This window comes from Marinobacter sp. EN3 (genome assembly GCF_000475315.1).
Lineage (GTDB): Bacteria > Pseudomonadota > Gammaproteobacteria > Pseudomonadales > Oleiphilaceae > Marinobacter > Marinobacter nauticus.
In genome coordinates, this window is sequence record NZ_AXCC01000015.1 from 1 (window position 1) to 25,071 (window position 25,071).

Below are 25,071 nucleotides of genomic sequence, written 5' to 3' on the forward strand. Positions count from 1 at the left end.
CCGGGCTTCGGTTTCCACCTACGCCAACGATCAAATACCCACCAAAACGCTCAGACGTTGATCAAAATCACGCTCTTCTCAGAGGAATGAGCGTGGAAAAACCTGACCAGTACACGCGAGCCCCCAATAAAACAGCCAGCACCAGGCCATAGATCATCATTTCGGTCACGTCGCTGCGCGCCTGCCACAGAAAATGAACCCAGGCCAGGAGTGCCGAGCTGTAGATAAGACGATGTAATGGTTTCCAGCCGCGCCCCACCCTTTTCATCATGCCCCTGGTCGAGGTCGCCGCCAGCGGCGCCATTAACAGGAACGCCAAGCCACCCGCGATGATATAGGGGCGCTTGGTAAAGGCTGCCCATAAATCAAACCATCCAAGAATGAACTGGAGGAAGGCGAGCACATGCAAAGCCGCGTAGAAAAAAGCATATAACCCCACCATCCTGCGAAAGCGGAGCCAACCAGCCCAACCTGTGATTTTTCGCAATGGTGAGATCAACAGGGTTATCAGCAGAAACTGGAACGCCGCGATACCCAGTCCTTCCGTAATGGTCTGGCCTGGATCAGGCCCCAGATTACCGTTCTGGATGTCCCACCCGATCAACGCGAGCGGAATCAGGCAGATCAGAAAAACCAGAACTTTAACCGGAGCATAGGGAAATTGACGAGAAGCCTTGGATGCCATCAATAATACCTGGACAAATCCATGCCCTTATATAAATGGGCGACGTGCTCACCATAGCCGTTAAACTTCACCGTCTCGATCCAGTTCGGGCTCAACAAACCAGAGGGCAGGCGACGCTCACGCTTCTGACTCCAGCGCGGATGATCCACTTCCGGATTCACGTTGGCATAAAAGCCATACTCTTCAGGCGCGATCATCTCCCAGCTGGTCTTGGGTCGCTGCTCCATGAAGCGGATACGGACGATCGACTTGATGCTCTTGAAGCCATATTTCCATGGCACAACCAGGCGGATCGGCGCACCATTCTGGTTTGGCAGGGTCTTGCCGTACAAACCAATGGCCAGAAACGACAACTCGTTCATGGCCTCGTCCATCCGGAGCCCCTCCCGGTAGGGCCAGTCAATCACGCTGAACATGGAGCGCTGCCCACGCATCTGGCCCGGATCATGAAGCGTTTCGAAGTAGACGTATTTAGCTTTTGATGTCGGCTGCAGACTGGCGAGCACTTCGGCCAACGGCACACCGACCCACGGAATCACCATCGACCAGGCTTCCACGCAACGCAACCGGTAAATACGCTCCTGATACTGGTGAGGCTTCAACAGATCTTCCAGCGCATAGGTGCCTGTCTTTGCACATTCACCTTCGACAGACACAGACCAGGGGTCGACCGACATGGCATCGGCATAGCGCGCAGGATCGCCCTTATCCGTGCCAAATTCATAGAAATTGTTGTAGGAAGTAATCGCGGGGTAAGGCGCTTTCTTTTCGTCGGTAGAAAACGCCGGCATGGCCTTATATTGCAGGGAGTCGCCAGGAATTCCGCCCTCCTCCGCCCTGAGCAGGCCCGGCATGGTCAGCGCCGCAGCGGATGCCATCGTCCCGGCCATGAATTTCCGCCGGTTCAGGTAGACGGATTCAGGCGTCACTTCAGATTCTGACAGAGCCCACGACGGGCGGCGCTTGATAAGCATCGGGAATCTCCAATTCATTACTTGAGGTAACTGACCGGAGGTTCCCGAGAAAATTCCCGGCCGATTCACTCGGCCGAGGGGTAAGCCCTACCGAGCGCGGGCCGGCTTGCGACGGAACAGAGCCCGAACCGGGCCGGAAAGTGCGTAAATCAGGAACCCGGTGAAGAGTACGGTGGCGGGATCAAGGGCGATCACCACAAACACCAGCACCACTAGAAGTATTGCCGCGAAAGGCACCCGACCTCGAAGATCGAGATCCTTGAAGCTGCGGTAAAGGATATTGCTGACCATCAGCACACCGGTTCCGGCCACAACGATAATTGTCAGCAACGTCAGCCAGGACGATGGCTCGAAACTGTGGAAACACCACACCAGCCCCGCAACACAGGCAGCTGCCGATGGACTAGGCAGGCCCACAAAGTATTTTTTGTCCACGGAGCCGATCTGGGTATTGAACCGGGCCAACCGCAATGCTGCGCCGGCCACGTAGATGAACGTAACCACCCAGCCCACTTTGTCCAATCCGTTGAGGGACCAGAAAAACGCCACCAGGCCGGGCGCAACACCGAAGGCCACCATGTCGGCAAGGCTGTCGTATTCCTCACCGAATTTGCTCTGAGTATTCGTCATCCGGGCAACACGGCCATCCAGCCCATCCAGAATCATGGACACGAAAATGGCAATGGCCGCATTGTCGAACACACCATTGGCGGCAGAAACAATCGCATAGAATCCAGAGAACAGAGAGGCTGTCGTCAGCGCGTTGGGAAGCAGGTAAATGCCTTTGCGACGAACCTTTGCCCCCTCAACAAGCTCCTCTTCAACCACTTCACCGGGCTCAATTTCCGGATCTGCGGCTTTCCTGGTTTCTGATTTTTCCACGGTATTCTTTTCTTCAGTCATTCCATAAACTCCGGAAAGCATTTGGGCGGAGTATAAACGAAAAACGCGGCCACAAGGGGCCGCGTTTCCAAACCTTACCGAAAATCCGGATCAGTTCTTGTCTTTGTCCACGATCTTGTTCGCGGAAATCCACGGCATCATGGAACGCAGCTTCTCGCCCACGGTTTCGATCTCGTGAGCCGCATTCTGGCGACGGCGAGCGGTCATGGACGGGTAGTTCAATGCGCCTTCAGAGATGAACATCTTGGCGTATTCACCACTCTGGATGCGCTTCAATGCGTTACGCATGGCTTCGCGGGACTGCTCGTTGATCACCTCCGGGCCGGTTACGTATTCACCGTACTCGGCGTTGTTGGAGATGGAGTAGTTCATGTTGGCGATACCGCCTTCGTACATCAGGTCAACAATCAGCTTAAGCTCATGCAGACACTCGAAATACGCCATTTCCGGAGCGTAGCCTGCTTCGGTCAGGGTTTCGAAGCCGGCTTTAACCAGCTCAACCGCACCACCGCACAGAACCGCCTGCTCACCGAACAGATCGGTTTCGGTTTCGTCCTTGAAGGTGGTTTCGATGATACCGGTACGGCCGCCGCCGATGCCGCTGGCGTAGGACAGAGCTACATTCTTGGCGTTGCCGGACGCGTCCTGGAAGATCGCAATCAGGTCAGGGATACCACCGCCCTTGGTGAACTCGGTGCGCACAGTGTGGCCCGGAGCTTTCGGAGCAACCATGATCACGTCCAGATCTTTGCGCGGAACGATCTGGTTGTAGTGAATCGCAAAACCGTGAGCGAAGGCCAGGGTAGCGCCCTGCTTCAGGTTCGGCTCGATTTCCTCACGGTACAGCTGGGCCTGGAACTCGTCCGGCGTCAGAACCATGACCACGTCTGCAGATGCAACGGCAGAAGCCACATCGCTGGTCTTCAGTCCATAGGCTTCAGCCTTGGCGATGGAGGATGAACCGGCACGCAGACCAACAACCACGTCTACACCGGAGTCCTTCAGGTTACACGCATGAGCGTGACCCTGGGAGCCGAAGCCGAGAATGGCAACTTTCTTGCCCTGGATGATGGAAAGATCGCAATCCTTATCGTAATAAACCTGCATGAGAAACCTCTATTATATGTACTGACCCCTCGGGGCCATGATTTTCGATTTGTTTCGGCAGCCCTTACAGGCTGAGCACCTTTTCGCCCCGGGCAATGCCAGATACACCAGTGCGAACAACTTCCAGAACACCCGAAGTGCCCACCGCCTGAATGAAGCCGTCCAGCTTTTCACTGTCGCCGGCAAGCTGCACGGTGTAGACAGAACTGGTGACATCCACAATCTGGCCACGGAAGATATCCACCGTGCGCTTGATCTCGGCACGCTGGGATCCGGTTGCCTTGAGCTTGACCAGCATCAGCTCCCGCTCGATGTGAGCGCCCTCGGTCAGATCCACCAGCTTGACCACTTCGATCAGCTTGTTCAGCTGCTTGGTGATCTGCTCGATAACCTTGTCGGAACCTGTCGTGGTGACAGTCAGGCGAGACAGGGTTTCGTCTTCCGTGGGCGCCACGGTCAGGGTTTCGATGTTGTAGTTGCGCTGCGAAAACAGGCCAACCACACGAGACAGTGCGCCGGGTTCGTTTTCCAGCAAAACAGAAATGATTCGACGCATGATCACACCCTCTCCGTTTTGCTGAGCCACATGTCTTTCATGGATCCTCGAGCGACCTGCATGGGATAGACATGCTCAAAGCGGTCCACATAGATATCGACAAACACCAGTTTGTCTTTCATGGCCAGGACTTCCTTGAGCTTGGGCTCCAGGTCTTCCTTGCGATCAATGCGCACACCCACATGACCATACGCTTCCGCCAGCTTGATGAAGTCCGGCAAAGACTCCATGTAAGACTGGGAATGGCGGGACTCGTAATTCATGTCCTGCCACTGCTTGACCATGCCCAGAGCCTGGTTATTCAGGTTGATGATCTTCACCGGCAGATCGTACTGCTTGCAGGTGGACAGTTCCTGGATATTCATCTGGATACTGCCTTCACCAGTAAAGCACAGCACTTCATCTTCCGGATGGGTCAGTTTGATGCCCATGGCGGCCGGCAGGCCGAAGCCCATGGTGCCGAGGCCACCGGAGTTGATCCATCGGTTCGGCTTGTCGAACTTGTAGTACTGGGCAGCAAACATCTGGTGCTGACCTACATCGGTGGTTACGAAGGCATCACCATTGGTGAGCTTCCAGAGCATCTCGACCACTTCCTGGGGCTTGATTACATCCGGGCTGGTCTCGTAACGCATGCCGTGGAACGCGCGCCACTCTTCAATCTGCTTCCACCACGATGCCAGCGCCTCGGCATCCGGCTTGTCCCTGGATTCTTTTACCAGCGACAGCATTTCTTTCAGTACCGCATCCACCGGGCCGACAATGGGCACGTCTGCATCTATGGTCTTTGAGATAGATGCCGGGTCGATATCGATATGAATAATGCGCGCGCCCGGGCAGAACTTCTCGGTGGCGTTGGTCACGCGATCATCAAAGCGCGCGCCCACACAGAGAATCAGATCTGAATGGTGCATCGCCATGTTGGCTTCATAGGTACCGTGCATACCCAGCCAGCCCAGGTGCTGTTTGTCAGTCGCCGGATAGCAACCAATGCCCATCAGGGTGTTGGTGATAGGGAAGCCCAGGGTCCGGGTCAGCTCGGTCAACTGGCTGGAAGCCTTGCCCAGGATCACACCGCCGCCGGCATAGATGACCGGGCGTTTGGCCGCCATCAGCATGTCGACGGCTTTTTTGATCTGACCGGCATGGCCACGAACCGCCGGGTTATAGGAGCGCAGCTTGACCTTCTTGGGATAGGAGTACTCATAGCGCTCATTCGGTGTGGTCATATCCTTCGGGATATCAACCACAACCGGACCGGGACGACCGGTAGCAGCGATGTAGTATGCCTTGCGGATTACCTCAGGGATTTCCTCGGGGTGACGAACGCTCAGATTGTGCTTAACCACCGGACGGGAAACACCGATCATATCGGTTTCCTGGAAGGCATCCTCACCAATAAGGGTGGATGCAACCTGGCCGCACAGAACCACCATGGGGATGGAATCCATGAACGCGGTGGCAATGCCGGTAATGGTGTTGGTGGCTCCAGGACCCGAGGTCACCAGTACGGTACCTGGTTTTCCGGTTGCACGGGCATAGCCGTCGGCCATGTGGACCGCCGCCTGTTCGTGCCGCACCAGAATATGCTTGACTTTGTCCTGCCTGAACAGCGCATCATAAATATGAAGGGCTGCACCACCCGGATAGCCGTATATGTATTCGATCCCTTCATCCTGCAGGGAGCGGATCAGCATATCGGCGCCAGACAATAACTCCACGATTTTCTACCCTCTTCTACGAGTGAATGAGCCGGGTTACGCCCCGGTTGCCTGGATTCTCGGTTTCCCTGCTTCTTGTGAAAGCGGAACCGGCGTACTCCTCCACACCAAAACTAAAGAGGTTGTCTCCTGGCCAGCCGCCCTCCTGAGGGTTGCGGAGAACGGCCAATCAACGGGTTGCACGTAAGCAACAACCAAGGCCCGCCAGACGCTGGCGAACGCAGTGTGGTGATTAACGGGGGATACTCGCTCGGGATTGCCTGCCGTATTGACCCCAGTCTTCAGGCAATCGGTAATTCTGACAGCGGGAAACTCGCTGTCAATAGGCGCTGTGGCTTAATTACCGCCGAATTCGCCTCTCTCTGCCATACTGTGCAAAACTGCGTGCAAGATTTTGAACCAGAGACAGGAAAATCCAGCCATCCGATGGCATGATAGCCACAGGCAGTAACCAAGTGACGAGCAGAGACATGAACCGAAAAATATTATTGCTGACGGTATTGATGGCGGCCGCACCCGGCCTTGCAACCAGCGCTTCGGTCTATAAGTGGACAGACGAGAACGGCGTAACACACTTTGGCGACCGACAGCCAACCGGCCGTAACGCCGAGCAGGTCAACGTTCGTTCCGGCACCAGTCAGGGCGCTGGTGTTCAGCGCCGAAGCGCACAGGAACAGCTGGACGAACTGCAGGAACAACAAGCGGCAGAGCAGCAGCAACGAGAAGAATCCGCGGTTGAAGAAGCTCGCCGGAAGCAGCGCGAGGCCAACTGCGGCACAGCTCGCTCCAATCTTGAGGTGATCAATAACAACGCTCGTATCCGGGTGGAGGAGAACGGTGAAACCCGGTATCTGAGTCCCGAGGAAATTGCGCAGCAGCGCCAGAAATTCCAGGAAATCGCAGACGAAAACTGCGGCCCGGAACAAGGTGGCAGCAGCCCGCGTTAAAGCCTAGGGGTTCGGATAACAGAAAAGGGCGGAGACTCGTGTCTTCCGCCCTTTTTTAAATCAGCAACTGTAGTTCCCTCGTCAGCCGTTCTTGCTGAATACCAACCGGTCTTCCTGCACCGTTGCACGAATGATATCGCCGGGCACAAACGCACCCTGAAGCAGCTTTTGCGCCAGCGGATTTTCGATCATGCGCTGAATCGCCCGCTTCAGCGGCCGGGCACCATAAACCGGGTCGTACCCGACTTCCGCCAGCAACTGCATGACGTCGTCTCCGAGTTCCAGTTTCATATCCTGATCCTTCAGGCGACGAGCCAGATTCTCGATCTGGATGCGGGCAATACCCTGAATCTGGGACTCCGCCAGCGGATGGAACACCACCACTTCATCCACACGGTTAATGAACTCCGGCCGGAAATGGGTGCCAACCACTTCCATCACCGCCGACTTCATGTCTTCGTAGTTCTCTTCTCCGGCCTTCTCCTGAATGATGTGGGAACCCAGATTTGAGGTCATCACCACCACTGTGTTGCGGAAGTCGACCGTGCGGCCCTGACCATCGGTCAGACGCCCATCATCCAGCACCTGAAGCAGGATGTTGAAGACATCCGGGTGCGCCTTTTCAACCTCATCCAGAAGCAGAACCGAGTAGGGCCTGCGACGCACGGCCTCGGTCAGGTAGCCACCCTCTTCATACCCCACATATCCGGGAGGCGCACCAATCAAACGGGCGACCGAGTGCTTCTCCATGAATTCCGACATATCGATGCGAACCATGGCCTCTTCGGTATCGAACAGGAAGTTTGCCAGCGCCTTGCACAACTCGGTCTTCCCCACCCCGGTCGGGCCGAGGAACAGGAAAGAACCGTTGGGACGATTCGGATCCGACAGACCAGCCCGTGACCGGCGCACCGCATTGGATACCGCTTCCACCGCCTCATCCTGGCCAATGACCCGATCGTGGAGGGCTTCCTCCATGCGCATCAGCTTGTCGCGCTCACCCTCCAGCATCTTGGATACCGGAATCCCGGTCCACTTTGAAACGATTTCCGCAATTTCTTCATCCGTGACCCGGTTGCGCAACAGCTTCATTTCCATCATTTCCGCCTGGCTGGCCATATCCAGTTGGCGCTCCAGCTCCGGGATCTTGCCGTACTGCAGCTCGGACATCTTGCCCAGATCCCCTGCACGGCGGGCATTCTCCAGGTCAATCCTGGCCTGCTCCAGTTGGCTCTTGATCTTCTGGGAGCCATGTAGAGCCGCCTTTTCAGTGTTCCAGACTTCCTCAAGGTCGGCGTATTCGCGCTCAACGTTGCCGATCACGGCAGACAACTCTTCCAGCCGCTTCTTAGAGGCTGCGTCGGTTTCCTTTTTCAGGGCTTCCCGCTCAATCTTGAGCTGAATCAGCCGGCGCTCCAGACGATCCAGAGCCTCAGGCTTGGAGTCCATTTCCATACGGATCTGGCTGGCCGCTTCATCCACCAGGTCAATGGCCTTATCCGGCAACTGACGATCGGTAATATATCGATGAGACAGCTTGGCGGCCGCGATGATGGCGCCATCCGTTACCTCAACCCCATGGTGAACCTCATAACGCTCTTTCAGCCCACGCAGGATGGCGATGGTATCTTCCTCGCTGGGCTCACTGACCAACACCTTCTGGAAACGGCGTTCCAGTGCTGCATCTTTTTCAATATTCTCCCGGTACTCATTCAGCGTGGTGGCGCCGACACAGTGCAACTCACCCCGGGCCAGCGCCGGCTTCAGCATGTTTCCGGCATCCATCGAACCCTCGGCTTTCCCGGCGCCTACCATGGTGTGGATTTCGTCAATGAACAGGATGATCTGGCCTTCCTGTTTCGACAACTCGTTAAGCACTGCCTTCAGGCGCTCCTCAAACTCACCCCGGAACTTGGCGCCGGCAATCAATGCGCCCATGTCCAGCGACAGTACTTTCTTGTCCTTCAGGCCATCGGGCACCTCGCCGTTGACGATACGCTGGGCCAGCCCCTCAACAATCGCGGTTTTACCCACACCCGGTTCGCCAATCAGCACCGGATTGTTCTTGCGTCGGCGCTGCAGTACCTGAATGGTGCGACGGATTTCGTCGTCGCGACCGATTACCGGGTCCAGCTTACCGGCTTCAGCCCGCTCGGTAAGATCAATGGTGTACTTTGAAAGCGCCTGACGGTTTTCCTCCGCGCCGGCATCATTCACCGACTCTCCCCCGCGTACTTCGTCAATGGCCTTTTCCAGCGCCGCCTTGTCAACGCCTTGCTCTCGCAGAATGCGCCCCAGGGAGCCGCGGTCTTCAACCGCCGCCAGCAGAACCAGCTCACTGGATATGAACTGGTCACCCCGCTTCTGGGCCAGCTTGTCGGAAATGTTGAACAGTCGACCCATGTCGTTCGACATGGACACATCGCCGGCATTGCCCTGCACTTCCGGCAGGTTCTCAATTTCCTTCGCCACGGCCTGCCGTACCCGGCCGGGCTCAACCCCCACTTGTTTGAGCAGCGGTTTAATGGAGCCTCCCTGCTGGTCCAGCAGGGCCTGCATCAGATGCACGGGCTCGATGAAGTTATGGTCTTTGCCAACCGCGATGGACTGCGCATCCGCCAACGCGGTTTGCAGCTTGCTAGTGAGCTTGTCGATTCTCATGTGCTCTTATCCCCAAAATTCGTAGTGAATACCGATCAACCCTGTGGTCCGGATATTCCGATTGCTTTGAAACTTAATGTAGGGGCAAGTGGGGGGAGTTCAAGTTGGGCAGACCGCAATTCGTCAGAAATTTGACGGCTGTCAGTTAACACATCAGGAAGAGCTATCGAGACTTCAGGATTTTAGCCAGACCAGGGTGGCCATACGGCCGGTTTGACCATCCCGGCGATAGGAAAAGAACCATTCCCGATCCTGAACGGTGCACAGACTACCGCCAGCGACGGACGAGACACCAACCTGACTCAGACGCAGGGTTGCCAGACTGTAGATATCGGCCATGAAATGGCCCGGGCGGGCACCCTTGGTGTCAAAGGCTTTCGCAGCTTCCGGACTGTGCTGAACAAACGCTTCGCGCACTTCCGGGCCAACTTCGAAACTGTCGGGACCAATGGCGGGGCCCAGCCAGGCCGAAAGCTTGTCAGGCTCAACCGCCATCGCACTGACCAGGTTTTCCAGCACGCCTCCGCTGAGGCTGCGCCAGCCGGCGTGAGCAGCCCCCACTACGGTTCCATCGGAATCCGCAATCACTACGGGCAGGCAGTCGGCAGTCAGAATGGCACAACTAAGGCCGGGCGATCGGGTGAAACTGGCATCCGCTTCAGGAACCTGTTGAGCGTTGTCGGGTGTAAGCTCGACCACCCTCGCACCATGCACCTGATTCAACCAGCCAATCCGATCCACCTCTAACCCCGTGAAGCGGGCCAGGCGCTGCCGGTTTTCGGCGACAGATTCAGGGCTATCCCCGACATGATCCCCGAGGTTGAGCGAACTCCACGGCGCCTCACTGACGCCTCCCTTGCGAGTCGTGCACATGGCTTGCACCGCCCCCGGTGCGGACCAACTCGGCCTCAGGATGTAGTTGTCAGAAATCACGTTCTTCCAGCTCCCGGGCGTGTTTGCGCAGAGCTTCGATCAGGTGAACCATATCCTCTGGTAGCGGCACCTCCCAGCTCAGAATCTCACCCGTTTCCGGATGCTCAAGGGTCAACTGTCTCGCATGCAGGGCCTGCCGGGTGAACGCAGCCAGTACATCCCGAAGCTCCTCTGTAGTGCCTTTGGGCAACCGCAGACGCCCACCGTAGGCAGGATCACCAACCAGCGGGTGGCGCACATGCGCCATGTGCACACGGATCTGATGGGTGCGGCCACTTTCCAGCTTGCAACGAACCAGGGTATGCGCGGCAAAACGCTCCAGCAGGCGGTAATGGGTGACCGCCGGTTTGCCACTGGAAACCACGGCCATGCGTTTACGATCCTGCGGATGACGGCCAATAGGTGCGTCAACTGTTGCACCACCGGTCAGCGCGCCCACCACCACGGCCTCATACTCCCGCCCCATCGTGCGTGTTTGCAGCTGGTCTACCAGGGAGGTATGTGCAATCAGGCTGCGGGCCACCACCATGATGCCGGAGGTATCCTTGTCCAGGCGGTGAACAATACCTGCCCTCGGCAGGTTTTCCACTTCCGGCGCGTAATTCAGCAGGGCGTTCACCAGCGTGCCATCAGAATGGCCGGCCGCTGGGTGCACCACCAACCCGGCCGGCTTGTTAATCACCAGCAAGTGCTCATCTTCGTAGACGATATCCAGGCTGATGGGTTCGGCTTCCCAGGTCACCTGCACTTCAGGCTCAGCATTGAGCGCCAGGGAATCGCCCATCATTACCTTGTCCCGCGGCTTACGGGATTTTCCATTCACCGTCAGGGCTCCGCTCTTGATCCAGGACTGCAGGCGGGAGCGGGAATGCTCGGGCATCAGTTCCGCCGCTGCCTGGTCCAGCCGTTTATCGCTGAGCTCCGGCGGTACGGTAAATTGGCCGGTAATTCGGTTTTCGGAAGTCATTCAGCCTCGTTTTCGCCGTTGGTTTCTGGCGCAGACGGCCGCCGGACAGGCGGCGATGTTACGTTTCGGTCAGATTCTGGTGCCAATATCGGGAAACACTGCACACAGACAGCCTTCCCCGTTACAATGACCAATCCAACCACAAGTTCTGAACATTATACGGGATTCCGGCATGAGATCAGTCGTTCGATTACTGCTACTTTCCACACTTTTTGCGCTTGCCGCCGGCTGTGCGTCCCAGAAGGAGGTGGAAGTCCTGCCGGAACAAACCTATTACGAGAATGCCCGTGAGGCCATGAACTCGGGCAACTTCAACGAAGCCGAACAGAACCTGGATGCCCTGGAAACCTATTATCCATTCGGCCGTTATGCCGAACAGGCCCAGCTTGATCTGATCTTTGCCCGTTACCAGAACCTCGACCTTGAAGGTTCCCGGGCTGCCGCCGACCGCTTCATGCGCCTGAATCCGCAGAGTGATCACCTGGACTATGCCCTCTATATGAGAGGGCTAGCCTCCTACAACCTGGACCTTGGCCTGGCCGCCCGCTACTTCCCTGTTGATGTGGCCGCGCGCAATCCCGGCGAGCAGCTGCAGGCCTTCCGCGATTTCTCACAGCTGCTGAACCGGTTTCCGGACAGTGAATATGCCCTGGACGCCCGCCAGCGCATGATCGCCATCCGCAACCGCATGGCTGAACTGGAGCTGCACGCAGCCCGCTACTACATCAAGCGTGAAGCCTATGTGGCGGCCAATAACCGTGCCCGGTACGTGGTGGAGAACTACCCTTCTTCGCCTTCAGTGGAGGAGGCCTTGATGATCCTGGCGGATACCTTCCGCTTTCTGGAGCTGAAAAAGGGCGCCAACGATGCCATTGCCACCCTGAGAAAAAACTTCCCCAACAGCGAGGCCTTCAACGAGAACGGTGAGTACGAATCGGATCTTCTTCGCCGCCAGAACCGGTCACTAACCAACGTGGTGACCTTTGGTCTGATGGGGGATGAATAAGAGCGGGATTACTTCCCGCTCTTCCAGCCGTTGGTAATGGGATAGCGCCGGTCTTTGCCAAAGCCCCGCTCGGTAATACGAACACCGATGGGGGCCTGGCGGCGCTTGTATTCATTGATATCGACCAGCCTGACCACCCTGTCCACGTCTTCGCGTTCAAACCCTTCCGCTACGATGGCATCGGCACTGTAATCACGCTCCACGTATAGATTCAGGATCTGATCCAGTACGTCATAGCCCGGCAAGCTGTCCTCATCTTTCTGATCCGGCGCCAGCTCGGCTGAGGGCGGGCGGGTAATCACCCGCTCCGGAATCACTGGTGACAGGGTATTGCGGTAGCGCGCCAGCCGGAACACCAGCGTTTTCGGCACATCCTTCAGAACATCAAAGCCACCGGCCATGTCACCGTATAGCGTGGAATAGCCAACCGCCATTTCACTCTTGTTGCCGGTCGTAAGCACCAAAGAGCCAAACTTGTTGGACAGTGACATAAGCAGCACGCCCCGCAGACGGGCCTGAAGGTTTTCCTCGGTGGTATCCGGCTTTGTGCCCGCAAACGGTTCTGCCAGCGCCGCCATGAAGGCATCGTACATGGGCTCAATGGAGAATACGTCATACTGCACACCCAGGGCGGTGGCCTCGGCTTCGGCATCTTCCAGGCTGATGCTGGAGGTATACCGGAACGGCATCATCACCGCGCGCACACGCTCCTTGCCCAGGGCATCCACCGCAACCGCCAGTGTAACCGCGGAATCGATGCCGCCTGACAGGCCCAACACCACCGACTTGAAACCATTCTTGTTGACGTAATCCCGTACGCCGGTTACCAGGGCACTATAAACATTGGCTTCCAGCTGCGGTTCTGGCGGTAATGGCCGAGAAATCGGCTGACAATGGTGCTCGCACAGGAAATCCACCGGGTACAGCCCCTCCTCGAACTGAAGCACTTCCGCCGACAGCCCACCGGAATGATCAAACACCATGGAGCCGCCATCAAACACCAGCTCATCCTGGCCGCCCACAAGGTTCACATAGACGATGCTGACCCGGTTCTCCCGGGACTTGCGTTCCAGCAAAGCCTTGCGACGGGCCTGTTTATCGATATCGTAGGGCGAGGCATTGAGATTAAGGATGAGCCGGGCACCCGCGGCTGCCGCATCTTCCACAGGGCCATCTTTCCAGAGATCCTCACACACGGTAATGCCGACAGGCTGGCCTTTAATGTCGAGCACCAGTGTGTCGGAACCTTCGGCGAAATAGCGCTTTTCGTCAAAAACCTGGTAGTTCGGCGGGAAGCGTTTGAAGTAGCGACCGCGAATCTGACCGGCTTCAATCACCAGCGCCGCATTATATAGCAACCCTCCAGAGCGAATCGGAGCACCGATGACCATCGCCGGAGGCAATGCTGCACTTTGCAGCTTTTCCAGTGCTTCGCTCACGCGAAGATCCAGACTCGGGCGCAACAGGAGATCCTCCGGCGGGTAGCCGGTCAGGCAAAGCTCCGGAAAGACAACGATATCGGCCTGATGCTCATCCCAGGCCCGCTGGGTTGCCTCCAGAATCAGATCGGTATTACCCGGAATATCTCCCACCAGGAAATCCAGTTGCGCCATAACAACGCGGAGTTTTCTGGCGGCGCTCTGGCTCTGGGGTGCTTGACCGGCTTCCGGCATGGACTGGCTCCTGTAACTTGTTGCCGTTAAAAGGCTATTATAACCCGTCAACAGCAAAGATTTCTCCCGCACACAGACAGATGACTCGCTCCATGGCTCAAGACACTGCCGACAAAGACAGCAAGCGCTCTGCTTTCGGGCCGCCGGCCAAGCAGCAACAAGGAAGGCTGTTCCGGATCTACAATCATTATCGCGTGGTCATCAGCCTGATGCTGCTGGGCTTGCTGCTCTTCGATCCATTCACCACCGACAGCAAGTTCCGCTGGCTGGAGTACTACCAGGCGGGCGTGGTTACCTACCTGGCAGTCAATGGCTTTACCGCACTGCTACTGCTTGCCGGCTTTCAGCCAAGACAGCGGCATATCACGCTCTCCATTCTGATCGACATACTGGTGATGCATGGACTGTTACTGGCCAGCACCGGTATCACTAATGGCCTGGCCAACCTGGTTATCATTTCGGTGGCGGCGGGCAATATTCTGACACCAAGCCGGATAGGCACCTTCTACGCGGCGCTAGCTGCCATCTGCTCTCTCGGCATCTCCGGCTGGGCGGTACTCGCCATCAATGAAACCGCCGACGACATTGTCCGGGCGGGCTCTCTGGGCATACTCTACTTTGCCGCGGCTTTTGTCCTGCAGGGCATTTCAAAACGGATGATCCGAAGCGAAGCCCTGGCCAGCAGCCGGGCACGGAGCATTCAGGAACTGGAACAGATCAACCAGCAGATCATCCAGCGCATGCGTACCGGCATCCTGGTGCTTGATCGTTTCGGCCAGATTCGGCTTGCCAACGCCGCCGCCGAAGAACTGCTGTTCGGTGTGAGCGCCGATGGAGAAGATCTGGAGCCCCGTGCACGGCTACTGCCTAAACCGCTCAGGCAGGGGCTCGAAAGCTGGCTGAAAAACCCCAACATGCGGATTGAACCCTTTCAGGCGTCGACTACCTCACCGCTTTTGCAGGCCAACTTCACGCAACTGGACCAGGAACGGGGCGACCAGATTCTGGTGTTTATTGAAGACATGAGTAAAGTGACCCAGCAGGCCCAACAGATGAAGCTGGCGTCCCTCGGACGCTTAACGGCTGGCATCGCTCACGAAATCCGGAATCCTCTCGGCGCCATCAGCCACGCTGCCCAGTTAATGGAAGAATCCCCCAGCCTGGATGAAGGGGATCTTCGCATGCTCGATATCATTCGCCGTCACTCCCGACGGGTGAATGGCATCATCGAGAATGTACTGGACCTCTCTCGCCGCCGGACCGCAAATTCCGAGCTGATAGATGTCGGCCAATGGCTTCGCGAGTTCCGGGATGATTTCGTGCAGACGCTGAATGGGGAAACGGCCACCACGATCGAATTGAATATCAGCGAGCAGATTCCACAGGCTCGTTTCGACAAGAGTCAGATTGAGCAGGTGATGGTGAATCTGTGCGACAATGGTTTGCGGTACAGCAAACAGCAGACCGGGCAAAACAGGATAAAATTAATTGCGGGCGCCACGGCCGATGGCAAACGGGCTTACGTGGACGTTCGGGATTTTGGCCCGGGCATCAGTGCCGAGCATCGGCATTCCGTATTCGAGCCCTTTTTCACAACGGATAAAAGCGGAACCGGGCTTGGCCTCTACCTGGCCAGGGAGTTATGCGAAGCCAACCAGGCACACCTGTCGCTGGTCGATGACGGACAGCCGGGGTGCCGATTCCGCATAACGTTTGCTCACCCCGGGCGAATGATCTGACCAGCTGGCCATCGGGCGTTTGAATTCAACAGGGAACCGAAGACACAGAATGACTACACAGACAGCGCTGATTGTTGACGACGAGCCGGATATCCGGGATCTACTGGAAATTACCCTCACCCGGATGGGCATTACCACCTACACTGCCCCCGATCTGGCCAGCGCCAGGGAATTACTGCAGCAGCACAACCCCCAGCTCTGCCTGACCGACATGAACCTGCCCGACGGCAATGGCATAGAGCTTGTACACTGGATTCAGCAACACACGCCCTGCACGCCCGTTGCGGTGATTACCGCCTATGGCAGCATGGACACAGCCATCGAATCGCTCAAGGCCGGCGCCTTTGACTTCGTGTCCAAGCCCGTGGAGCTACCCCGCCTGCGGGAACTGGTCAACAGCGCTCTGAAGCTGTCAGAACCCCAGACCGGCGAAACCGCCGAGTCCGATGAGCCCGGCCTGCTTCTGGGCGACTCGCCGCAAATCCGAAAACTGCGCACACAGACGAAAAAGCTCGCCAGAAGCCAGGCACCGGTGTTTATCAGCGGCGAATCCGGCAGCGGCAAGGAGCTGGTTGCCCGCATGATTCATCTGCAAGGCCCCCGAAGTGACGGCCCCTTTGTCGCCGTGAACTGTGGAGCTATCCCCTCGGAGTTGATGGAAAGCGAGTTCTTTGGCCACAAGAAGGGCAGTTTTACCGGAGCCGTCGAAAATAAACAGGGCCTGTTCCGCTCCGCCGATGGTGGCACCCTGTTTCTGGACGAAGTGGCCGATCTCCCGCTGGCCATGCAGGTAAAACTGCTGCGGGCTATCCAGGAGAAAGCCGTTCGTCCGGTCGGCGATACCAAAGAAGTGCCAGTGGACATCCGGGTGCTCAGCGCCACCCACAAAAACCTGCCGGAACTGGTGCAGGAAGGCAGCTTCCGCCAGGATCTGTTTTACCGCATCAACGTCATTGAGCTGGCCGTACCCGCACTTCGAGAACGAAGAGACGATATCCCTCTACTGGCCGAGCACATATTGGAGCGCATTGCTGGAGAGTATGAGTGTGATCCAGCCACTTTAACCACTCCCGCGATTGAGCGACTGAAAAGCTATGACTTCCCGGGCAATGTGCGGGAGCTTGAGAACATTCTGGAGCGGGCGTTTACGCTGTGTGATGAAGATCGTATTGATGCGGAAGACCTTCATCTTGGTGGAGGCGTGGCCCGCGGCAGTGCAGGCAGAGGGCCCGGACTCGATCGCGAAGGGCTTTCGGCTTTGGTACCTGAAGGGGAAATTGATTTAGAAGATTATCTTGAGACGATCGAGCGGCAAGCTATCGAGAAGGCGCTTGAGGCTACGCGTTGGAATAAGACCGCGGCGGCCAAAAGGCTGGGGATTAGTTTTCGGGCGATGCGGTATCGGTTGAAGAAGTTGGGGATGGAGTGAATAATACAAATGCTTTCAGGATGAAAGCTGCTAATTTGCCAAGGAGGCTACATGCCGATTACTCAAAATCGAGGCTTAACACTAGTTGAGCTTTTAACAACATTGATCATTCTTTCCATCACACTCAGCATAGCCGTTCCGGCGATGGATAAAGAGGTTGTCAAATCACGCCAGCGTGAACTGATCGCCACCTACAACGGCGCTTTTTCGTTTGCACGCTCACAAGCCGTGCATACTGGCGCCTTAGTGACCATATGCCCTCTAACGTCGGGGAACCAGTGCGTAGACGACTGGACATTACCCGCTTCGATATTCCCGGATCGAGATAAGGATTTGCGACCAGACGGCAACACTGTATGGAAGGTCATTCAACCTGTAAAAAATTATCGCATGAAATCTCGAACCGGTGGGCGTGGTTACCTAACCTTTAGCCCTAGCGGACTTGTACATGGAGCTAGCGGATCCTTAGTAGCATGCCCGGAATCAAATTCGCGACAACCAATGAGCTATCTAGGCGTCAATCGAGGCGGCCGCTTCCGCGCCGTTCATGACAAGGACTTCGACAATAAAATCCGATTATCTTGGGGCGCACTGATTCAGTGCTGACCCCAGAGGCCAACTCCTACTTTTTCCAGCTTGTCTCGCCGGTACCAATAGAACCGTCGTCGTCCCTGTCCCAGCGTCTGATGCCCTGATTGTTAATATCCAGAAACCCATCCCCGGCCTGCGCATTCACCGGAGTTGCTTGCACCACGAACGCTGAATCTGAGGCGTTTGCGATAGTCAGATTATAGTATGCGGTCCCTCCGCCGTCGGGAACCTGATCATAATATATACTAGGGGCGCCGGTATCTCCGCCACTTGGCCCGGCGCCTTTGTACGTATTGTTAGCCGTAAAGTGCCTCTCCATGGCTGCTGCGAGTCCCATCAGGGCCGATTGAGCCTCAGCCCTTCGGGACGCCTTCACATGCTCCTGGTAAGAAGGGTAGGCCACAGCGGCAAGAATGCCGACAATGGCCACCACAATCATCATCTCTATCAAGGTAAAGCCTCGGCTAGCACGACAACCAAGTCCCATCACTCAACCTCCCTCCAGAATGTTTGAGTAAAGGTGTTGCTGTCCTCCACTTCCTCACAGTTTGTACCAACACAGATGAACGCACTCTCTTCTGTTCTCAGCAGTTTTGGAGACGGTGGTATACCGGGGTCGGTCACATCCTTGCTGCGATCACTCTTTTTAAGATCGTCAACCCCATCTATACCATCATAATTGCGGACCGGTCGGCCATCACGCAGCAGAACCGAGTAGAGACGTGAACGTCCCGTTGACGGAGCACACGCCGACAAAGCCGCTGCAGGTTCATAGGTAGTGAATGTTGCTACGCCATCAACAACAATGCTTGATGACAGCATTTTTTCACCGCTGTTCTCGAACTTGAGCATCCAGCCACTAGCACTCGCCAAACTTTGTTCAGCTGCAAGCTTCTCCGAATCGTTACCCTCACCGATTTTGTTATCAGTTATGTCAAAAAGATCGCTTTCAGTATGAGTTGTATAGCTCACAGTACCGGTCGAATCGGCCGGTGCCCCGTATAGTGATGGAATCCGTAGCATGTACGCGCGATCTTCAATGACCTTGTTTAAGGGATGAGCATGGTAGCCGGAACCAATCACTAGCGTCAGGTAACGCTTCCCCCAATAACGGCTGATCGAAAGATCCGGAGTGTGATAAAAACGTCGCGCATTCGCCACATCATCGCCCGCAAAGTCTGCTATAGGGCCGCCGGTGGCGAAGCTGTCCACAGAGTTCCCGTTATTCAGGTCAAACCGCCATACCTGACCGCCCATGTCACCGACGTACACCTGGTCAGCAAGACCATCGCCATCGATATCAAGCACTTTGGGAGATGCCGGAATGCTGTACTTCATTTTTTCGAGCTTAAGATTCGCAGTAGAACCCTCTTCCTTGGGGCCTGCCCACCACAACCGCGCACCTGTTTTAGCATCTACAATGTAAAGCGCACGCCCCATACTATCGTTGGTGCGAGTGGATACGTCGTCTTGGTTCGCATCATACCCGCCAGAAAAAAACAGCACATCCTTGATAGTTTCGCCGATCTTAACCTTGCTTTTAACGGGAGTAGACCAGGTTTGACCAAGTTCAGAAAACCCTTCAGATTCGCCAGAAATATGCCACATTGCTTTTGGCTTCGTTCTATCCGTTACATCCAATGCATAGTAGCTGCGACCACCCCGGCGCATCCCGGTGTACAAGTACACGTGGTCACCATCCGACGCATCAATGGCACCACTTGGGTTCTTCACCCAACTAACTATCGATCCATCCATACCGTAGATGCGATCCGACACGGTGTCACTATTATCCATTAACGTGCGTTGATTCTTCAGCAATTCAACAGGCATGAAAGCAAAATATGATTCGCCAGTTCTGCCATTAATGGCATGTAAAAACCCCTGATTGTCACCAAAAAAAACAGCCGTATCAGGACTTTCTTCTGTGCCACCATAAACGATCAGTTTGGGCTCCGAATGCAGCGGATCAGCCACAAACTTGCGGGCATCATTAGTCTGGTTATCACCGTCCTCATCCTTAATATCCTCACCACGAATCCATCGTATCAACGCCTCCTGCTCAGCATCTGTCATGGAACTGTCGCCTAAAAGCGACTTCGTCAAAGCATCTGTGTTGGACGTAGAGATTATGTTGGTGCTAGCGGTCAAATCACGTCCGCTGATCCAGGTGTATACTTTTCTGCTATTCGCTACATCGGGGAGTTTTGAACGCACCCCACCAGCTGTTACAGCTTTGCCGTCTGGCGCTTGTGCCCACCAACTCTGCGCACCATCTTTAAAGAAACCAGTGACAGGATCGATTGCCTCATTACCGTTAACATCTACAATTTTCCCCGCGTCAGATATTTTGTAACGCTTAAGGTTCCCTTCCCAGAGCGGGCGGGTATCTGGTTCGAAGACAGAGTAATAGAGCGCATTAAAGTGATTTAAACGATTAAAAGAGTTCACTGCAATACCGGGTGCAACGAATGTGCTGCTGGTTTCAAGAACGCTTCTTACGATGTCATCAAACGCGCCCGCTAATTGCTGCGCATCGGTCGCTTTGTAATATTTTCCGCCTCCAGCTTTTGCAGTCATACCCAGCAAAGAACCCGGAGCGTCTTCAGAAAATCCGACCGTATAAGTCGTTACGTTCTGAACTCCTTTATGCACTCCAGATATATCATTATTTCTCATGTATCCCGCGATTTCATCGAGACAATTACCCTCACAGCCTCCTACTACACTCTCAATAAAAGTCTTATGGTTACTATCTAGTGTCGGATCTCCATCGGTTAACAGAACAATGTTGTTCGATTGACACTCGAGTTCTATCGGGCTCTTATAAGAATTGCCGTCCATAGCATTACTGGCTTGACTCGAAGGTTGGCTGAGAAACGGATTGCCACCCTCAAAATATCGTTTGGCACCAAACAGAGTTTCTGAAAGAGGGGTGTTAGTATCGGTCCCCAGTGCATTAACCGCAGCCTTAAAATCAGCACGGCTTTCTGAAACCGGGCGGACTGCCTCAAGTATCACGCCACCTTCGCCGCGATACTGATCATCAGGCCAGCCCCCATTCGGGCCTACCGTGTCAAACGCCATCAGCCCAATATTTACGCCGGTAATGGTGTCAGCAAGATCTCGGGCGACGCCCTGCATAACTTCCAGGCGAGTCATTTCTACAGTACTATCACCGCTATTTTGCCAATTCAGATAGTTTCCGTAATAGAAATCCCTGAGCGTGGTATCGCTTTCCCAGTCGATATTGATATTACTATTGTTATCAGTCTCACAATCAACATCCTGACCCGAAACGAAGAACCCATTAAAGAACCCATCAAAATCAACCCAGTCACCCGTTGTCTTACGTTTGTATGCCATCCGATAGCTTTTAAGAACACCAACCTCAGGAATGCGCGCCTTCATATCCTCACATTTTAACTGACTTTGACTAATATAATTATAATTATACGGTGACCCATAATAAATACGATCAGAAGTATAACTACCAGAGTATGTCTTTGACGGATTATAAACGGGATCTGATGGTACTTTAACCGTAACCATAGCCTCCATACTCCCGGAATTATCCAGGATAAAAAGTAGGTTAGGTCGGATGCTGGTGCTCTCAGTATTGAAGAATATCTCAGTATCATCTGCAACTGTCACTGTAGAACTAAGTGCCATAGCAAAGCCCAAAATGAAAGCAGCCAACCTTCCTGTGTAAATCTTCATTTTTCACCCCCATTACGGGTTTGGAAATACTTAATACGGTTTACTTTGGCGGTCGATGCGTCATAGAAAACAGTTCCAGGGCTATTCCTGTATTTTTCGCTGACGACGTCTGCAGGCAGGCTTTCACCTCCGGCGCTAAACCTGATATCTTGTGCTGGAAAGAGAGTTCTGAACTCGCACCCGTCACACTCCTGAAAACGAACCTCCACCACTCCAGACGCATCTGAATAAACGACTACAACTTTTGGAGACTCTACCGCCTGTTCCCCAATTGTTATCTCTTTATATACAAATGCCGTAGGGGCCTCCTGTGCAAAAGAAACCTGTACAACAAGCGCACTTAACAAAATCAGTACTTTTATAAGGTAACTCATAAGCTCACCTCTGGATGATATTTCCAACAAAATGCTCTTAGTAGAAAACAACGCTGACACCACGAATCACCTGACTTGTGGCGCCCGTGCCCGTCACTGAGGCGTCTCCGATGATCTCGTAGCGTTGGCGAAATGTTTCTATGTCCTCTCCAAACGAATGCCCCTCTATAAGAGTAGCCTCTCCTAAATATCTCAATTCCGCTGTGGCCACCTTGCCAGAGCCGGCACCACTATATGCCTGTGGGGTTGTTGCAACACGTATACCTGCATCCAGGGCATCTAGAGCCAACTTCCATTCTGCTGAACTGGAATCCATAGGCTCCAACTTCCGAAAAAGGTCCTGACTCGCGGACTCGGCAGCAAAAAAGGCCTGACGAGCATTCTGTGCGTTTGCAGACATCCGCTCCTGGAGGATCGAGGTATTCATGCTTGCCAACCCGATCACGGTAATGACTAACAAAACTACCAGACTAATAATCAGCGCGGCTCCTCGCTGACCGGTTCCAACCTTGGCAACACCTGAAAAATGAAGTGCTTCCGACTTCATATCGCCTTTAATTAGTTGCATGGATCACCATCTCCACTGTTTTCGTCTGCAGTTTCCCATTCCCACAGCCCCGTCGTTCCGAGCTGCTTGAATTCGCCACATCTCCGGTTCCGGATATCCAGCGTACTGACAAATGCTTTGCGCAGTCGCCTGTCTGAAGGATGCTCTTGTTGGCCCGCAGCCGGGTTACTGGCGACAAAGAGCGCGCCAGGCAGTTCGTATGACTGGCTGTCATCCTGCTGCAATACATTACCGGGAGCACTTACCAGCAAACCAACACGAATGACCACTACATCCTTCCAGTCGGTAGCACCCACACCTGAAGCGTCAACGTAATTAATGGTGTTACTGCTGGGATCCGTTCGCAAACCGTACTGAACCTTCATCGCTTCTACTCCCTCCACAAGCTCCTCGCGCTGAAAGCTTGGTGTTGCGCTGTCAGGAAAGCTGTTTGAGGCTCGATAAAGGGCGGTAATATTGTTTCCTTGATCGTCTACTCGGCCAGTATCTGCAACAAAGAAAACGGTACTCGCCAGTGAATAAATCTCCGCGTCTTCGTCTGCCGCATAAGCAATTGACAAACTGGAGTTGCTATTTGCAGTTGTTGCATGCTCTAAGGATTTATTGGCACCCGAAGGATTATTCGTCATCCGAAACACATCGGCAAACTCACAACTGGCAATCATCAGCAAGGAGCCAGAACTGAATGCAGCACTCGCCCCAAAAAGCCCATCGGGATCATCTATTGGTATCGAACCAGTTGCGCTTCCCATGCCGGGACTCCTGACTGTAGCGCTGAGCAACCTCGCCCTTTGCACCATTAGCACATCACTACCAGGCAACGCGTCGTCCTCGATAATGCCAAGATCTTCAAAATCTGTTCCACTATCCCAGCTAGACTGAGTTGATCCAGTTACCTGCCACCCCCTCAACCCGGAGTTATAGAGATACACGTTATCTTCGCCAGATGCAGGCGTAAGGGATGGCGGGGGGTTGTGCGCAACAACACGAATTGGAACAGTGTAGCTATCGGAGCAACCCTGATAGCCAGCCATTCGAACTTCATGCGATATTATATCCAGCCCGATACGCCCAGACTCCTGAATCCGGGCGAGTGACTCTCCAACCCGCGTGGTCCGCATTGAATCCGTGTAGACAATAAAAATACCGAGTATGAGAGTTACGCTCAGAGCAAGCGCTATCATCAATTCTACGAGCGAAAGACCAATCTGGAATGAGATAGAACCTGGCTTGGAAAATGTGGTGTTACGCTTGAAATCACTCATAACGTAAACTCGACGACAGTTTGTTGGTCTTCTGTAGATATGGAATCCTTAACCTCACTCCATCGATCTTCCTTCCACGTGATTGTGATCGTAAACACGTTGCCTGCGTTGGTTGCACCTCCGCCACCTGATATTTCCCCCTCTCCCCCAGGTAACATCGCCATGCTTCCGTTAACCCCTTCTACCTGCTGCTTCCAAGCATAAAGATCAGCAGCAACCCGCTCGCTCCCTGTGCAACCAGATGTACCACAAGTTGCTGCACTCGCTGTTTTCGTTTTCAACCCGTCATAGCTTCCCGCAATAGCTTCCGCAGAGTTCGCTCTCATACGGTCAGCCATATCGTAGGCAAGAATTGTTGCTTGCGTCCGTAAAAATGCGCCTTGGTTGTTTTTGAGACTGCCCACCGTCAAACTGGCCATACCAAGCAAGCCAACAGCCAGTACAAGTACCGTCACCAAGATCTCTATCAAGGTCATTCCGCGCTGTCTGTTCGAGAATGTCACCTTATTCTCCTTCCGTTTCGTCATAGCGCTGTTCTCGAGCCGTTGTTTTAACACTGAAAATCGACTCCTCTATGATCTTCACGATTCCCACTACTATCCCGCGCTGCATCCCGCACCTGACCGGACACCGATACGATAAGCCCACGGGCTTCACTCGCCCCAAATGCATCGCATAATTTGAACGTTATCGGGTTACCACCAGCGGGAGCTCCATCACCTGAAATTGCAACAGATATAGAATTAAACTGCGTACTATTGCCGGTTTTAACACTAAGGTTTATCCCGTTTGGCAAAGGGCCAATGACCTTTAACAAGGGCTCGCCGCTGTCGAATGCTCCATTGCCGTTGGAGTCTCGAACAACAAGCCACCCCACGCTCCAATCGGTATTGTTCGTGCAGCCAGCACCATCGTTTGATGCACAAAGCAGCACGGACTCTCCCACGTTTTTAACTGATTCGCTGCGCGCATACGCAACCAACCCTTTGAGTTCGTTGAAAGCCCCTGTAGTGCGATTTCGGGTAACCATATCGCTCATCGCAGGTATGGCAATCGTTGCAACGATTGCGATCACTGCAACAGTGATTACCAACTCAACCAACGTAAAACCGCCGTCACTCCGGACACGCATAGATCAAACCTCTTATTATCTCAATTTCAGCTTACGAAACTCTGTAAAGAACACCTACCGCTAAACGACAAACGGTGAGAAACCGGGCGTGAGCGGTAGCCAGACAACAAAAAAGCGTGA

22 protein-coding genes are annotated in these 25,071 nt (G+C 54.6%); 5 read left to right on the forward strand and 17 right to left on the reverse strand.

The genetic code is table 11. The annotated features are described in order from the left end of the window. Positions 1 to 67: 67 nt before the first annotated feature. From Q675_RS25035 to Q675_RS25060, 6 genes are all read right to left on the reverse strand, one after another. Positions 68 to 685 (reverse strand): sulfite oxidase heme-binding subunit YedZ, encoded by a 618-nt coding sequence (locus Q675_RS25035; RefSeq protein WP_023010888.1) that lies wholly within the window; start codon positions 683 to 685, stop codon positions 68 to 70. Continuing rightward, positions 685 to 1,659 (reverse strand): protein-methionine-sulfoxide reductase catalytic subunit MsrP, encoded by a 975-nt coding sequence (msrP, locus tag Q675_RS25040; protein ID WP_022992230.1) that lies wholly within the window; start codon positions 1,657 to 1,659, stop codon positions 685 to 687. The genes Q675_RS25035 and msrP overlap by 1 nt, the downstream gene beginning before the upstream one ends. Positions 1,660 to 1,746: 87 nt before the next feature. After that, positions 1,747 to 2,562 (reverse strand): CDP-diacylglycerol--serine O-phosphatidyltransferase, encoded by an 816-nt coding sequence (pssA, locus tag Q675_RS25045; protein WP_011784403.1) that lies wholly within the window; start codon positions 2,560 to 2,562, stop codon positions 1,747 to 1,749. 90 nt (positions 2,563 to 2,652) lie between these two features. Then, on the reverse strand, positions 2,653 to 3,669 hold the full coding sequence (gene ilvC, locus Q675_RS25050) for a ketol-acid reductoisomerase (protein WP_011784402.1): 1,017 nt from the start codon (positions 3,667 to 3,669) through the stop codon (positions 2,653 to 2,655). 64 nt (positions 3,670 to 3,733) lie between these two features. Continuing rightward, the gene (gene ilvN / locus Q675_RS25055) at positions 3,734 to 4,225 is read right to left on the reverse strand and encodes an acetolactate synthase small subunit (protein ID WP_011784401.1); all 492 of its coding nucleotides are present in this window, start codon (positions 4,223 to 4,225) and stop codon (positions 3,734 to 3,736) included. 2 nt (positions 4,226 to 4,227) lie between these two features. Further along, entirely contained in the window at positions 4,228 to 5,946 is a 1,719-nt protein-coding gene (locus Q675_RS25060; RefSeq protein ID WP_011784400.1) for an acetolactate synthase 3 large subunit, read from the reverse strand. Positions 5,947 to 6,416: 470 nt separating this feature from the next. On the opposite strand from Q675_RS25060, the gene Q675_RS25065 reads away from it, so the two are divergent. Next, the gene (locus Q675_RS25065; protein ID WP_023010889.1) at positions 6,417 to 6,893 is read left to right on the forward strand and encodes a DUF4124 domain-containing protein; all 477 of its coding nucleotides are present in this window, start codon (positions 6,417 to 6,419) and stop codon (positions 6,891 to 6,893) included. A gap of 81 nt (positions 6,894 to 6,974) precedes the next feature. Here Q675_RS25065 and clpB read toward each other — a convergent pair whose 3' ends face one another. The 3 genes from clpB to rluD form a co-directional block, all read right to left on the reverse strand. Beyond that, positions 6,975 to 9,554: an ATP-dependent chaperone ClpB gene (gene clpB, locus Q675_RS25070; RefSeq protein WP_022992226.1), complete on the reverse strand. Its 2,580-nt coding sequence runs from the start codon at positions 9,552 to 9,554 to the stop codon at positions 6,975 to 6,977. 174 nt (positions 9,555 to 9,728) lie between these two features. Next, a complete protein-coding gene (pgeF, locus tag Q675_RS0119110; protein ID WP_206769591.1) occupies positions 9,729 to 10,427 on the reverse strand; it encodes a peptidoglycan editing factor PgeF in 699 nt (232 codons plus the stop codon). A 49-nt stretch (positions 10,428 to 10,476) separates the two neighbouring features. Next, positions 10,477 to 11,454, reverse strand: a complete 978-nt coding sequence (rluD, locus tag Q675_RS25075; RefSeq protein WP_023010891.1) for a 23S rRNA pseudouridine(1911/1915/1917) synthase RluD — start codon at positions 11,452 to 11,454, stop codon at positions 10,477 to 10,479. Between the two features lie 172 nt (positions 11,455 to 11,626). Here rluD and Q675_RS25080 point away from each other — a divergent pair, with 172 nt between their 5' ends. Next, a complete protein-coding gene (locus tag Q675_RS25080) occupies positions 11,627 to 12,460 on the forward strand; it encodes an outer membrane protein assembly factor BamD (RefSeq protein ID WP_031211169.1) in 834 nt (277 codons plus the stop codon). An 8-nt stretch (positions 12,461 to 12,468) separates the two neighbouring features. Here the strand turns inward: Q675_RS25080 and Q675_RS25085 are convergent, their stop codons facing one another. After that, positions 12,469 to 14,133 (reverse strand): NAD+ synthase, encoded by a 1,665-nt coding sequence (locus Q675_RS25085; protein ID WP_023010893.1) that lies wholly within the window; start codon positions 14,131 to 14,133, stop codon positions 12,469 to 12,471. 92 nt (positions 14,134 to 14,225) lie between these two features. Between Q675_RS25085 and Q675_RS25090 the strand changes: the two genes are divergently transcribed. From Q675_RS25090 to Q675_RS37835, 3 genes are read left to right on the forward strand one after another with little or no spacing between them, the layout of a single operon-like run. After that, entirely contained in the window at positions 14,226 to 15,872 is a 1,647-nt protein-coding gene (locus Q675_RS25090; protein WP_023010894.1) for a sensor histidine kinase, read from the forward strand. Positions 15,873 to 15,921: 49 nt separating this feature from the next. After that, positions 15,922 to 17,301 carry a sigma-54-dependent transcriptional regulator gene (locus Q675_RS25095; RefSeq protein ID WP_023010895.1) on the forward strand — a complete coding sequence of 460 codons (1,380 nt, stop codon included), beginning with the start codon at positions 15,922 to 15,924 and terminating at the stop codon, positions 17,299 to 17,301. Between the two features lie 51 nt (positions 17,302 to 17,352). After that, positions 17,353 to 17,907 carry a GspH/FimT family protein gene (locus Q675_RS37835; protein ID WP_081698845.1) on the forward strand — a complete coding sequence of 185 codons (555 nt, stop codon included), beginning with the start codon at positions 17,353 to 17,355 and terminating at the stop codon, positions 17,905 to 17,907. 16 nt (positions 17,908 to 17,923) lie between these two features. Here the strand turns inward: Q675_RS37835 and Q675_RS25100 are convergent, their stop codons facing one another. Genes Q675_RS25100 through Q675_RS37725 form a run of 7 tightly spaced genes read right to left on the reverse strand, consistent with a single transcriptional unit; the run spans position 17,924 to position 24,921 of the window. After that, on the reverse strand, positions 17,924 to 18,379 hold the full coding sequence (locus Q675_RS25100; protein WP_023010896.1) for a type IV pilin protein: 456 nt from the start codon (positions 18,377 to 18,379) through the stop codon (positions 17,924 to 17,926). After that, positions 18,379 to 21,612 (reverse strand): pilus assembly protein, encoded by a 3,234-nt coding sequence (locus Q675_RS25105; RefSeq protein ID WP_023010897.1) that lies wholly within the window; start codon positions 21,610 to 21,612, stop codon positions 18,379 to 18,381. Before Q675_RS25105 ends, Q675_RS25100 begins: the two co-directional genes overlap by 1 nt. Further along, complete coding sequence (locus Q675_RS25110; protein WP_023010898.1) at positions 21,609 to 21,986, reverse strand: hypothetical protein; 378 nt, start codon at positions 21,984 to 21,986, stop codon at positions 21,609 to 21,611. The genes Q675_RS25105 and Q675_RS25110 overlap by 4 nt, the downstream gene beginning before the upstream one ends. A gap of 37 nt (positions 21,987 to 22,023) precedes the next feature. After that, a complete protein-coding gene (locus Q675_RS37715; RefSeq protein ID WP_023010899.1) occupies positions 22,024 to 22,554 on the reverse strand; it encodes a PilX N-terminal domain-containing pilus assembly protein in 531 nt (176 codons plus the stop codon). Then, positions 22,545 to 23,819: a PilW family protein gene (locus tag Q675_RS25120; RefSeq protein ID WP_023010900.1), complete on the reverse strand. Its 1,275-nt coding sequence runs from the start codon at positions 23,817 to 23,819 to the stop codon at positions 22,545 to 22,547. The genes Q675_RS37715 and Q675_RS25120 overlap by 10 nt, the downstream gene beginning before the upstream one ends. After that, entirely contained in the window at positions 23,816 to 24,322 is a 507-nt protein-coding gene (pilV, locus tag Q675_RS37720) for a type IV pilus modification protein PilV (RefSeq protein ID WP_227499516.1), read from the reverse strand. Before pilV ends, Q675_RS25120 begins: the two co-directional genes overlap by 4 nt. 47 nt (positions 24,323 to 24,369) lie before the next feature. Next, the gene (locus tag Q675_RS37725) at positions 24,370 to 24,921 is read right to left on the reverse strand and encodes a GspH/FimT family pseudopilin (protein WP_161629037.1); all 552 of its coding nucleotides are present in this window, start codon (positions 24,919 to 24,921) and stop codon (positions 24,370 to 24,372) included. Between the last annotated feature and the right edge of the window lie 150 nt (positions 24,922 to 25,071).